This is a genomic window from Oceanobacillus sp. FSL W7-1304 (assembly GCF_037969805.1).
In the GTDB taxonomy this organism is placed as follows: Bacteria; Bacillota; Bacilli; order Bacillales; family Amphibacillaceae; genus Oceanobacillus; species Oceanobacillus profundus.
The window spans coordinates 3,299,823-3,313,712 of sequence record NZ_CP150211.1 but is presented as its reverse complement, the minus strand read 5'-3'; the positions used below and the strand labels follow the sequence as shown (position 1 = coordinate 3,313,712).

At 39.0% G+C, this 13,890-nt stretch carries 10 protein-coding genes; all 10 read right to left on the bottom strand.

Annotation, left to right across the window (positions count from 1 at the left end; translation table 11 throughout):
- Window positions 1–467 precede the first annotated feature (467 nt).
- Window positions 468–1,436 (bottom strand): class II fructose-bisphosphatase, encoded by a 969-nt coding sequence (gene glpX / locus NYE61_RS16565; protein ID WP_303448363.1) that lies wholly within the window; start codon window positions 1,434–1,436, stop codon window positions 468–470.
- A gap of 133 nt (window positions 1,437–1,569) precedes the next feature.
- Entirely contained in the window at window positions 1,570–2,856 is a 1,287-nt protein-coding gene (locus tag NYE61_RS16560) for a UDP-N-acetylglucosamine 1-carboxyvinyltransferase (protein WP_095307814.1), read from the bottom strand.
- 364 nt (window positions 2,857–3,220) lie between these two features.
- On the bottom strand, window positions 3,221–3,859 hold the full coding sequence (gene fsa / locus NYE61_RS16555; RefSeq protein ID WP_095307811.1) for a fructose-6-phosphate aldolase: 639 nt from the start codon (window positions 3,857–3,859) through the stop codon (window positions 3,221–3,223).
- Window positions 3,860–3,951: 92 nt separating this feature from the next.
- Window positions 3,952–4,806 (bottom strand): class II fructose-1,6-bisphosphate aldolase, encoded by an 855-nt coding sequence (fba, locus tag NYE61_RS16550; protein ID WP_095307807.1) that lies wholly within the window; start codon window positions 4,804–4,806, stop codon window positions 3,952–3,954.
- Between the two features lie 131 nt (window positions 4,807–4,937).
- The gene (locus NYE61_RS16545) at window positions 4,938–5,297 is read right to left on the bottom strand and encodes a response regulator (protein WP_303448364.1); all 360 of its coding nucleotides are present in this window, start codon (window positions 5,295–5,297) and stop codon (window positions 4,938–4,940) included.
- 731 nt (window positions 5,298–6,028) lie between these two features.
- Entirely contained in the window at window positions 6,029–7,642 is a 1,614-nt protein-coding gene (locus NYE61_RS16540) for a CTP synthase (RefSeq protein WP_095307804.1), read from the bottom strand.
- 228 nt (window positions 7,643–7,870) lie between these two features.
- Complete coding sequence (gene rpoE, locus NYE61_RS16535) at window positions 7,871–8,350, bottom strand: DNA-directed RNA polymerase subunit delta (protein ID WP_118888495.1); 480 nt, start codon at window positions 8,348–8,350, stop codon at window positions 7,871–7,873.
- A gap of 434 nt (window positions 8,351–8,784) precedes the next feature.
- A complete protein-coding gene (gene icmF / locus NYE61_RS16530; protein ID WP_303448365.1) occupies window positions 8,785–12,027 on the bottom strand; it encodes a fused isobutyryl-CoA mutase/GTPase IcmF in 3,243 nt (1,080 codons plus the stop codon).
- 21 nt (window positions 12,028–12,048) lie between these two features.
- The gene (locus tag NYE61_RS16525) at window positions 12,049–12,669 is read right to left on the bottom strand and encodes a TetR/AcrR family transcriptional regulator (RefSeq protein WP_095307797.1); all 621 of its coding nucleotides are present in this window, start codon (window positions 12,667–12,669) and stop codon (window positions 12,049–12,051) included.
- 81 nt (window positions 12,670–12,750) lie between these two features.
- Window positions 12,751–13,890 carry an acyl-CoA dehydrogenase gene (locus NYE61_RS16520; RefSeq protein WP_095307795.1) on the bottom strand — a complete coding sequence of 380 codons (1,140 nt, stop codon included), beginning with the start codon at window positions 13,888–13,890 and terminating at the stop codon, window positions 12,751–12,753.

Below are 13,890 nucleotides of genomic sequence, written 5' to 3'. Positions count from 1 at the left end.
GATTTATTTTACTACGTTTACACTAATGTTGCGAAAAAGCTCTTCTACAACAGTAATGAACTAATATAAATTCGTAATTTCAATGATTCCACTTTTTATTGGTAGGATCGTCCTTGAAGAAATGCAGAGTTTAACAGAAGCTTTAGTAGAAGTCTATCGATTAAGTTTCTCCGTTGGTAATCTTATCTGGTATAAGTTAACGTATAAATAGATTAGCCAAGTTATGCCTGTATTAAACATATATTATATTACTCTTTTAATCACTAATATTCAATATCATTTTTAAGAAAATAGACATAATCAAGTACATCTTTTGTTTCCCTTGTAAAACTTTCCTTTTTCATAGCTTTATATAGTGGTAGAAAAGGAAGCCAAATCTGGCTTCCTTTTTTCATTTTGCTTTAGCTGGAGGTGGGCTTTCATTCAAAATCGAGTTAAAAAATCAAAACTACTTGCTGAAAATTAATTCAAGAATTAATTACCATGTTCGGTTTCTTTTGCAGACTATGCTCACCATCAATAAAACGCACAGTGCCACTTTTGGCTCGCATAACCAGAGATTGTGTGGTAGCTTTAGATCCTTTAAATTGGACACCTTTTAGTAGTTCACCATCTGTAACCCCTGTAGCTGCAAAAATAGCATCATCGCCACTACAGAAATCATTCATGCAAAATACTCTATTTAAGTCGCTTATCCCCATTTCTACACAACGCTCAATCTCATCATCATTTGAAGGTACAAGTTTTCCTTGCAACTCCCCTCCTAAACATTTAAGTGCTACTGCTGCTAATACGCCCTCTGGGGCTCCACCCGATCCGAGCAGAATATCAACACCGGTATTCTCAAATGCCGTATTAATCGCAGCAGCAACATCTCCAGCAGGTATGAGTTTAATTCTTGCACCGGATTCACGAATTTCTTGAATTAATTTTGCATGACGCGGGCGGTCAAGCACGGTTGCAACAACGTCTTCTATATCTTTATTTTTTGCTCTTGCAACTGCTTGTAGATTATCCATCGTTGGTGCATTGATATCAATCATGCCTATTGCTTCGGGACCAACCGCAATTTTATTCATGTACATATCTGGTGCATGCAACAATGTTCCTTTATCAGCTATCGCAATAACAGAGAGTGCGTTCCAGGAGCCTTGTGCAACAATATCCGTTCCTTCAAGGGGATCAACAGCAACATCGACTCCAGGCCCATCACCGGTTCCCAGCTTTTCACCAATATACAGCATCGGAGCCTCGTCCATTTCTCCTTCGCCAATTACTACTGTTCCTTGCATTGGAATTGTATCAAACACAGTACGCATTGCCATTGTTGCTGCATCATCAGCTTCAGCTTTAACGCCTCTCCCCATCCAACGTGCTGACTTTAATGCCGCAGCTTCTGTGACGCGAACTAACTCCATCGATAAACTTCTTTCCATGATTTCCATCTCCTTTTAGAGGTGCATTTTTTACATATACTCATCCCAAAAGCATATCTATAAAATGTGGAAATCGTTTCGTTCCTGTGTGAGTTTACATATCACATTAATTAACCAGTTTTAGCACAGTCCATTAGGAATTCTGAAAGGAAGCAATTTCTTTTTGCGTCATGTCTTTTCTCCAGATGTTAGCTCCAAGGCTTGTTAATTTATCTGTTATTTTTTCATAACCTCTATCAATGTGGTCGACACCTGTAATTTCTGTAATTCCATTAGCTGCCAAACCAGCAATGATCAGGGCAGCACCAGCCCGCAAATCGGATGCCTTTACTTTTGCTCCCTGTAGCTGTGTAGGTCCAGAGACGATTACAGATCCACCTTCTACTTTAATAAGAGCATTCATCCGTCTTAATTCGTCAATATGCTTTAAACGCGCAGAATAAATCGTATCAGTAATAACACCCGTACCTGTTACTTGAGTTAATAGCGATGTAAATGGCTGTTGAAGATCTGTCGGGAAGCCAGGATACACGAGTGTTTTGATATCAACGCTTTTCAGTGGCTTTCGATTAGCGATATACAGCTGTTCATCGCTCTCCTCAACCGTTACACCCATTTCGCGTAATTTTGCGATAAGCGATTCTATATGCTGGGAAATGACATTATCGATAACCACTTCTTTCCCTTGTGCTGCAGCTGCAATCGCATACGTCCCAGCTTCAATTCTGTCTGGAATGATTGTATGTTTACAGCCGTGAAGTGATGGTACACCTTCAATCCGAATAACATCAGTTCCTACACCTTTGATTTTCGCTCCCATATTCGTTAACAAGGTTGCAACATCAATGATTTCCGGCTCTTTTGCTGCATTCTCAATAATTGTTTTTCCTTTTGCTTTAACAGCAGCTAACATAATATTAATCGTTGCGCCGACACTTACCACATCCAAATAAATTCTGGCACCTCTCAACTCTTTGGCGCGCAGGTAAATTGCGCCTTGTTCATTGGTAACTTCGGCTCCAAGCGCTTCAAAGCCTTTAATATGTTGATCGATAGGACGTGGACCTAGATAGCAGCCACCAGGAAGCCCAATAACAGCTTTATTGAATTTCCCTAGCATCGCTCCCATAAAATAATAAGAAGCACGTAACTTCTTTACTTTGCCATTCGGTAAGGGCATTGCAATCATCTTTTCAGGTTGAATCGTTACATCCTGACCATTCCAAGAAACACTTCCTCCGATTTCCTCCAAAAGGTCTCCAAGTGTATAGACATCAGAGATTTCCGGAAGGCCTTCAAGTGTCACAGTGGAATCTGCTAGAATGGATGCAGGCAGTAGTGCAACTGCACTGTTCTTTGCCCCACTAATTCGAACTTTGCCATTTAGTTCATGGCCACCTTCAATTAACAATTTTTGCATTTGAATACCTCGTTCCTGAGAGGTTGTCCAAAAAGTATTTGAACACACTTCATTTCGATTAATTATTGTTACACAAAATCAGGAATTTCCTGTTCTATGTATTTCCGCTTGCACGAAATATCTATAGATTATATCGTAAATTCCGAGCGAAACGAATTTATCGTTCTATTGAATGCATATCAATATTATCATTTTCATTTTTTCCAATTTCATGCAATTATTTTTATTTATTTTGGAATTATAATGTTTAAACACTGTGGATAACTTAGTTGCCGAAACAGCCGCGTCCACGAAGCGCTAAAGCTGTAGCGCAGACTTCGCCCCAGAGGCGCCGTCCGCACATCGCTAACAAGATGCTTCTGTTTTAGTTCTTATTCCAATCAGCTAAGAATTTCTCAATTCCTTGGTCTGTTAGTGGATGCTTTACAAGACTAGACAATACATTATAGGGAATTGTTGCAATATGCGCTCCATGTATTGCGGCATCTGTTACATGTAATGGATGGCGAATAGATGCAGCGATAATTTCGGTACTGATATTGTGGCGTTCGAAGATTTCAGCAATGCTTGCAATTAAGGTCATTCCATCATGACCGATGTCATCCAAACGACCAAGGAATGGGGAAACGTATGTCGCACCAGCACGTGCGGCAAGCAATGCTTGATTTGCATTGAAAATTAACGTAACATTGGTCTTAATGTTTAAATCGCTAAACGTTTTAACCGCTTTCAGCCCCTCTAAAGTCATTGGAACTTTTACCGTTATATTTGGTGCAATTGCAGCAAGCTCTTTCCCTTCCTCAATCATACCTTCAGCATCTTCAGAAATGACTTCTGCACTTACAGATCCCGACACCTCAGCTGTAATCTCACGCAAGCGTTCATGAAAGGAGACTCCTTCTTTTGCAACAAGGCTTGGGTTCGTTGTAACACCAGCTAAAATTCCAAGTTCATTCGCATTACGAATTTCTTCAATGTTTGCTGTATCGATAAAAAACTTCATCTATTCCACACTCCCCATTATCTTCTATAGACTGGTAGGCTGAACCCGAAGGAACAGCCTGTCCAATTTAATGTATAACTTAGATTGCTTTATTACGCTTGTTGTGATGAACCAAATTCACGCATTTTACCTTTAACCGTTTCTTTAATTGCTTCTGTACCTGGTCCAAGATATTTACGTGGGTCATATAATTCAGGCTTAGCGTTTAACACATTGCGAACAGCTTCTGCTTGAGCCATTTGGTTCTCTGTATTTACATTAATTTTTGCTGTTCCAAGTGAGATAGCCTTTTGAATGTCTTTTGTAGGGATACCAGTTCCACCATGTAATACCAATGGTACTTGAACAAGGTTTAGGATTTCTTCCATTTCAGTAAAGCCAAGATTTGGCTCTCCTTGATATGGACCATGAACAGAACCTAATGCTGGTGCTAAGCAATCTACTCCAGCTTCAGAAACGAGTTGTTTACACTCATCTTTGTCCGCATATTGAATTCCGCCGATAACACCATCTTCTTCTCCACCAACTGTACCAACCTCAGCTTCAACAGATACACCGTGAATATGAGCAAGCTCTACAACTTGTTTTGTAATGGCAACATTTTCTTCAATTGGTGAATGAGAAGCATCAATCATGACAGAAGTAAATCCAGCATGAATCGCTTCAGCACATTTTTGGAAGCTTGAACCATGGTCTAAATGGATTGCAACAGGCACAGTAGTACCATAGGATTCCATTAATGATTTAACCATTGCAACAACAACATTAAATCCTCCCATATATTTTCCAGCACCTTCAGAAACACCAAGTATCACTGGTGACTTTTCTTCTTCTGCTGCTTGTAGGATTGCTTGGATGTACTCCAAGTTGTTGATATTAAACTGACCTACTGCATAACCATTTTTTTTACCCTTTTCAAGCATTTCCTTCATAGATACTAATGGCATTAAAATATCCTCCTTAAATTATATTACCTAAACAACATTATTTACTTTCGTACATTATAAGAATACCAACTACCGTCTTCTCACGCAACAAGTAATACTTGAAGGCAAGTGTATAACTCTAATTAATCCGCTTACATAATTATTTCCCTTACATTGGCACATAAATCCATTACATTAAAAGGTTTTGCAATCGTATACCTTACTATTCCCCTTGTTTCCATTTCCCCAATAATACTCTCTGCCATTCCACTCATAACAATTACGGGAGTTTTTATTTCTTCATTTTCTAATTGGTTCAATACTTCACTCCCATCGATGATTGGTAACTTGTAATCCAAAATAATTAAATCAAATGACGCTTGGTGGATTTTATCCAATGCTTCTTTCCCTGTAGAAGCTAAAGTCACCCGATGACCTTCACTCGTTAAAATATCAGTTAAGAGCAAACGGATACCTGGCTGATCATCAACTACTAATATCTCCTTTGGCATCTCCTCTAATCCCCCTAATAACAAATATCTCTACTATAATATGAATTCTATGCAATCGCTCTTTCCCCTTTTGTCCTCTCTACATATTCAGTTTGTTTATATTTGTTTATAACAATTAACTACATGCAATATTTAATAATTTACCTATAAGAAAAAATTAGCTATACATTGTTTACATTTACAATTTCAAGAATTATTTATTGTGATAAATGAGGTTTAAGAATAATAGAAGTACAAGCACGAATGCAATTGGATTTTTAGCTATCACCGAATTTTCTACGACTAGTCAAAAGATGAATCAAAACAGCACGTATGGCTAATCGGGGTGGAGGATAAGGAAATTCAAAAAATGGGTTACGAAATTGGAAATGCGCATGAATGCGCATTTTTCAGATACTCTCCTATAAATGATAAGAAGATAGCAATATTGACACGTCCCCGCTATCAAAATAGCAGTCTTCACATTGTCTATTTAGTTGTCTGGTTTAAACATACAAGTTAACTTTATCCGTGCTGTTTTTCATATTTTTTATCGTTAAAATATCCAATGATAGTTTATCATTTCCAATTTACTCTATAAAAAGTACTCATAATCTCAATTCAACAAAAGATGGTTAAATCCTCTTTTTTTAGAAAAAAACAATCAAATCTGTTAACCAAAGATTTCTAAACGTAAGAAAAACCCCAAAAGTTAACTTTTGGGGTGAAACAGCATTAAGTTGAAAAGGGGTTTAATTTTTTCTATTGCTCTGTTCCACAGAAGCTCCAATAAAGCCTTTAAATAAGCCTTGTGCTCTCGTTGGACGAGAAGTAAACTCTGGATGGAATTGGCATGCAACAAACCATGGATGATTGTCAATCTCAATTGTTTCCACTAATCTTCCATCAGGACTTGTACCAGAGAAGATAAAGCCATGCTCTTCCATTTGCTCGCGATAATCATTATTAAACTCATAACGATGACGATGACGTTCTTCAATCATATCGGCACCATCATACGCTGCTTTTGTTTTCGTACCATCTTTAAGCTTACAAGGGTAAGATCCAAGACGTAATGTTCCACCTAAATCAGAAACGTTCTTCTGCTCAGGAAGCAAGTCAATGATTGGATAGGCTGTATTTGGATCAATTTCTGCTGAGTGTGCCCCTTCTAGACCAACAACATTTCGAGCGAATTCTACAGAAGCTAATTGCATTCCTAAACAAATACCAAAGAAAGGAATATTATTTTCACGCGCATAACGAATTGCTTCAATTTTTCCATCGATACCACGATCGCCAAATCCACCTGGCACAATAATACCATCTACATGGGAAAGTTCTGAGTGAATCGCAGCTCTATCCAGCTCTTCGGAATTAATCCAATGTACTTTAATATCTGCATCAAAATCATAACCTGCATGTTTCAATGACTCAACTACAGAAATATATGCATCTGGAAGTTCTACATATTTACCTACAAGTCCAATATCAATTTTTTTCGAAAGGTTTCTAACTTTGGATACCAACTTTTTCCACTCTTTCATGTCAGCTACTCCACAATCAAGACCAAAATGATCACACGTTAACTGATCCAGATTCTGTTCTTGAAGTGCAATTGGTACTTGATAAAGTGTATCTGCATCACGCATTTCAATTACAGCTTTTTCGTTGATATCACAGAATAACGCAATTTTCTTTTTCATTTCAACGCTGATTGGTAATTCTGTACGCAAGACAATCGCGTCTGGCTGTATACCTAAAGAACGTAATTCTTTGACACTATGCTGGGTAGGTTTTGTCTTCATTTCTCCAGCAGCTTTAATGTATGGCACAAGGGTACAGTGGATATACATTACGCTGTTTCGTCCTACATCGCTTTTAATTTGGCGAATCGCCTCAAGAAATGGCAGTGACTCGATATCACCAACAGTTCCGCCAATTTCTGTAATAACAACATCAGCTTCTGTCGCTTCACCTGCTCGATATACCTGTTCTTTAATTTCGTTTGTAATGTGAGGTATAACTTGAACCGTACCACCAAGATAATCACCGCGACGTTCTTTGCGAATAACACTAGAATATACCTTACCAGTAGTAATGTTGCTGAATTTATTTAGGTTAATGTCTGTAAAACGCTCATAGTGCCCAAGGTCAAGATCTGTTTCCGCTCCATCATTCGTTACAAAAACCTCACCATGCTGATATGGACTCATTGTACCTGGGTCCACGTTTATATATGGATCAAACTTTTGGATAGTCACCTTTAATCCACGATTTTTAAGCAAACGACCAAGTGAAGCAGCTGTAATTCCCTTCCCTAGCGAGGATACAACTCCACCAGTTACAAAAATATATTTAGTCACGATTCATCCTTCTTTCCTTTTCTTGTTCTGTAATTAGTATTCCTAAAAATAATGTAAAAAACTTGGCATTCAACAAACTTCCTGAGTAAATGCCTTTAATTTCTTATCTGCAAAAATAAGAAAGGCGTTTCCCCAATTGTATCTAGGGAAACGCCTTGATTATTAGATTCAAAGAGCCCAATTAAGATTGTACTCATAGTCCTAAAAAAAGTCAAGGAACCTTTTTAACTATTTTTCTTCGTCCAATTCGTCTTCATCAACAATAAGTTCCTCGTCGTCAATTTCCTCATCAAAATCTTCTTCAAAGTCATCATCGTCCCCAAAGTCATCAACTATTTCCTCAATATCTGCATCTGTGATATCAAGTTCTTCGTCAATCTCTTCTACTTCTTCATCAGTCTTCTTCTTCACACGTTTCTTTTTCGGTACTTCCGTTAGCTCTTCTTGCGCCTGTTCCACTGGGTACCATCTTTTTAATCCCCACATACTGGAACCAAGTGTTAAGAAACGGCCATCAACGTTCATGTCCGTATAGAATTGAGCAATATTATTCTCCTTCTCGCTAGCAGAGAAACCTTTCATTTCAGCAATTTTATCAAAAATATCTCTGAAATTGAGGGCTTTCTTTTCATCAAATAGAATTTTACTTGCTAATTCAATCATTGACATTTCTTGTAATTCTTCGTGGCTATACTTGTCTAAGCTCACGGCAATGCACTCCCTTTGCTAAAAATATTGAAGGCTATGAGCCTAATTTATAATCATCATTTTATTGTACTAATATACCATTTTTCTTTCACAATAAACATACATTACATTATAAACAATTTTATATAGAATATGCTAGAACGAAAGCATAAAAAGTTGAGAAAATATATTATTCCCTCAACTTTTTATGTTTTTCATGCCGTTTCTATAGGATTTGGTGTTATATGAGAATAGATATAGAGTGCGAACTAACTTCTCGGCTGTCTTTACAAGTATGTGCACTAATAGCCGTCCGGGAGGCTTCGGTCCGATACTTTCCGCAGTCACGGCACTCTGATCACCTGGAATGGTTAGAGCATCGCTTATAACAACTATGCTGGAAAATAGTATAAGAATGCTTATTAGATGTCCTAATCATTCAAGCGTTTTTATTATTACATGTTCCTGCGATATTGTCCGCCAACTTCATAAAGAGCGGTGGTAATTTGTCCGAGGCTTGCTGCTTTTACTGTCTCCAGAAGCTCTGCAAATATATTCCCGCCAGATGCAGCTACTTGCTTTAAGCTCGTTAGTGCTTCTTCTACTTCCGCTTTATGAACTTCCTGAAATTTCCTTAATTCCGTAATTTGATGCTCCTTTTCTTCTTTGGAAGCACGCGCTAATTCCATGGAATCGATTTGTTCATCGGTTGGTGGGTTCGGATTGATATATGTGTTTACACCAATAATCGGCAGTTCTCCAGAATGCTTTTTCCCTTCATAATAGAGTGACTCTTCTTGAATCTTACCACGCTGATATTGGCGCTCCATTGCACCAAGCACCCCACCGCGATCATTCATTTTTTCAAATTCCTGCAGTACAGCCTCCTCTACTAGATCCGTTAACTCATCCACAATAAACGAACCTTGTAAGGAATTTTCATTTTTTGTAAGACCGAATTCCTTATTGATAATCATTTGAATGGCCATCGCCCGCCTTACGGATTCCTCTGTTGGTGTCGTAATTGCCTCATCGTATGCATTCGTGTGCAGTGAATTCGTATTATCCTGAATCGCAAGTAATGCCTGTAATGTTGTACGAATATCATTAAAATCAATTTCTTGCGCATGAAGGGAACGTCCAGATGTTTGCACATGGTATTTCAGCTTTTGGCTGCGTTCATTGGCACCGTATTTGTCGCGCATTGTAATTGCCCAAATTCGGCGGGCTACTCGGCCAATTACCGTGTATTCTGGATCAAGACCATTTGAGAAAAAGAACGACAGATTTTGTGCAAACTTATTAACATCCATTCCTCTGCTCAAATAATATTCTACATACGTAAACCCATTAGCAAGCGTAAAGGCTAGCTGTGTAATCGGATTGGCACCAGCCTCTGCAATATGATAGCCGGAAATGGAAACAGAGTAATAATTGCGTACATTGTTTTCAATAAAATATTCCTGAATATCTCCCATCATGCGTAATGCAAACTCCGTTGAAAATATACATGTGTTTTGTCCTTGATCTTCTTTTAAAATATCTGCTTGAACAGTTCCGCGAATGACAGAGATTGTATCTGATTTGAGCTTCTTGTATTCTTTCTCTGTAGGCTTTCGTCCATTATTCTCGGTAAATTTTTCGACCTGCTGATCGATCGCTGTATTAAAATACATCGCTAGAATAATTGGAGCCGGGCCATTTATTGTCATGGAAACGGACGTAAGCGGGTCTGTTAAGTCAAAGCCAGCGTATAGCTTTTTCATATCTTCTAACGTGCAAATATTAACACCGCTTTCTCCGACCTTCCCATAGATATCTGGTCTTTCCGCAGGGTCTTCTCCATATAATGTGACCGAGTCGAAGGCGGTGGAAAGCCTTTTTGCTTCATCATTTTTTGATAAATAATGAAAGCGTCGATTCGTTCTTTCTGGAGTTCCTTCGCCAGCAAATTGACGAGTCGGATCTTCCCCTGTTCGTTTAAATGGAAACACACCAGCAGTAAACGGGAATGAACCAGGTACGTTTTCCTTTCGCAGCCAGGTGAGCCGCTCTCCCAAATCCTCATATTTTGGAAACGCAACTTTAGGTATTTTAAGACCGGATAGTGATTCGGTTGTGATGTCCATTTTAATTTCTTTATCCCGAACTTTAAAGGTCATTGTATCGCCCTGGTAGCTTTCCTTTAGTGCTTCCCAACTCTCAAGCATTTTCTTCAGCTGAGGATCGAGTTGTTCTTTATATTGATCAATCGTTTGATCAATGGCTTCCTTAACAGATGCATCTTCCATAACTTCCTTCGTTCCTTCAAGCTGATAAAGCTTCCTGGCAATGTCACTATGTTTTTTTGTATGCTGGTGGTAATTGCGTATATAGGTTGCAATTTCGAGCAGGTAATATCTGCGGTCATTGGAAATAATGCGATTTTGTTTCTCAGAAATAACGTTTCGGTCAAAATCAATTTTTTCATCCCAATGGTATTTATCACTTAGTGTATCAATTAGTGCAGCAAATAACGCATTTGTTCCTGCATCATTAAACTGACTTGCAATCGTTCCAAAAACTGGAAATGCTGTTTTATCCTGATGGAAGAGCATTCGGCTTCGTTCATATTGCTTTCTCACTTGATTGAGTGCGTCTTCGGAACCCTTTTGTTCAAATTTATTAATTACAATGAAATCTGCATAATCAATCATGTCTATTTTTTCAAGCTGTGTTGGTGCACCAAATTCTGCTGTCATCACATACATCGACAGGTCGCTAATATCAGTAATTGCTGCATCACCTTGACCAATACCACTTGTTTCTACAATAATGAAATCAAATCCAGATCTTCGTACGACATCAATCACATCCTGAATTGCTTTTGACAGCTCCGTTCTTGAATCACGCGTTGCCAATGAACGCATATAGACGCGGTCATTAAAAATTGCATTCATGCGGATTCGGTCACCAAGTAATGCTCCGCCCGTTTTTTTCTTCGTTGGATCGATAGAAATAATCGCTATTTTTTTATCTGGAATTTCATTCATAAAACGGCGTATCAATTCATCTGTTAAGGAACTTTTCCCTGCTCCACCTGTTCCAGTGATTCCGAGTACAGGTATGGTGCTGTCTCCCTTTTCTTTCAGCTCTTCGAGAACCTTTTGCTTTTCGTCCGGGTTCGTGTCCTTGCTTTCCACATACGTAATAAATTTTCCAATCGCATTTCGGTTGCCCTGCGCGAGCTTTTTTAAATCTTCTTGAATATCAACGGGTGGCAAGGTATCACATTGCTTAAGCATCCGATTAATCATTCCTTGCAGACCATACTTACGCCCATCTTCAGGTGAGAAGATCCAGGCAACACCATAATCATGCAGCTCTTTAATTTCACGCGGGATAATCGTCCCTCCCCCACCACCAAATACCTTTATATGGACAGCATCCAGCTCCTTTAAAAGGTCAATCATATATTTGAAATACTCTACGTGCCCACCTTGATAGGATGACAAGGCTATTCCTTGCACATCCTCTTGAATCGCTGCGTGTACAACCTCCTCGACAGAACGATTATGTCCGAGATGAATCACCTCGGCCCCGCTTGCCTGAAGAATTCGGCGCATAATATTGATGGATGCATCATGTCCATCAAATAAACTTGAGGCTGTTACGAATCGAATTGGATGTTTCGGCACGTAAACTTCAACCTGCTCCATCTTGCTCCCCCCTCGTAAAATTTATGAAATCTGCTTGTTAATTGCATGTTCGATTAATTTTAATTGTGCATTCGTGTATTCTTCCAGTGTGAATTGCTTTTGCATAATCCATCTTCTGAATCCCCACATATGTCCCTGTACCACAATATTATTGCCAAGCAGACTAACCTCTTTTGTGGATAGCTTTCCTTCTGTGCAAGTGCTAATAACATTTTCTATAATTCCTACCATATCGCGTTCTCTTTCTAAAACATGTTTTCTTGATTCCTTGTTTAGCGATTTTACTTCTTGATAAAGAATGACGATTTCATCTTGCATTTCATCCATTAAGTAAAAAAAGGACCGTAACGCCTGCATCATACTTGGAATGGAAGGTGATTTTAAATCAATCGCCTGAGCAATTCGCTCGCGAACTTGTTCATGGATCGAATCACAGACAAGAAATAAAACATCTTCTTTTGTGCGAATATACTCATACAATGTTCCAATGCTAAAACCAGATTCACTTGCGATTTCTCTTGTCGTTGTTTTATGGAAGCCTTTTTCTTTAAAAAGCTTAATCGCACCCTTAATAATTTGTTCTCTCCGTACTTTTATGAGCTGCTGATCTTTTACAGAAGAAAGTATCTTCTCCCCCTTCATCATGAATCCCTCCAATCTGTTTCATAGATATGTTCGTGCAATCACTCGGGACATCATCTGTTTCATGCGTCATCACTCTATTTATTTTGTTAGCATTCTGCCAATAACAAGTCGTTGGATTTCGTTTGTGCCTTCATAGATTTGGGTGATTTTTGCATCGCGCATGTAGCGTTCGACTGGATAATCTTTTGTGTATCCGTAACCGCCAAATATTTGGACAGCTTCCACTGTTGTGCGCATCGCCACATCACCAGCAAATAATTTGGACATAGCGGATGCTTTCCCATATGGAAGTCCTTTGGATTCTAACCATGCTGCTTGATAGGTTAATAGACGAGCCGCTTCAATTTCGGTTGCCATGTCTGCAAGCTTAAATGATATTCCTTGGTTCACTGCGATTGGTTTTCCAAATTGTTCACGTTCTTTTGCATAGGCTACTGCTGCATCTAGAGCACCTTGGGCGATCCCAAGCGCTTGCGCTGCGATTCCATTTCTTCCACCATCAAGTGTTGTCATCGCAATGGTAAAGCCTTCCCCTTCAACCCCAAGCAAATTTTCTTTTGGAATCCGACAGTTTTCAAAGATTAACTCCGTTGTTGGAGAAGAACGAATGCCGAGTTTCTTTTCTTTTTTACCGAAAGCAAATCCATCTGTTCCCTTCTCCACGATGAATGCACTAATTCCCTTATGTTTAGCATCCGCATCTGTTTTTGCAAAAACAATGTAAATATCTGCAACACCGCCATTTGTAATCCAAACTTTACTCCCGTTTAATACGTAGTGATCTCCATCTTCCTTTGCAGTTGTTTTCATCGAAACGACATCGCTACCCGCCCCAGGCTCGGATAACGCATAGGCGCCGAGTGCTTCTCCTGTCGCCAAGCGTGTAAGAAAATTTTTCTTCTGCTCTTCATTCCCAAATTTATAAATTGGCCAGCTTGCTAATGACAGGTGAGCAGATAACGTTACACCAGTGGAAGCACAAACACGTGACAATTCCTCTACAGCTATACAATAACTTACATAGTCAGCTTCAATGCCACCATAGCTTTCCGGCCATGGGATTCCTGTTAAACCAAGCTCTGCCATTTTGTCAAAAATCCCACGATCAAAGCGCTCCTCTTCATCACGCTCGGCCGCTGTTGGTTCTACATCTCTTTCCGCAAAGTCACGAACCATTTTACGCAGCATTTCTTGTTCTTCCGTTAATTGAAAGTCCAT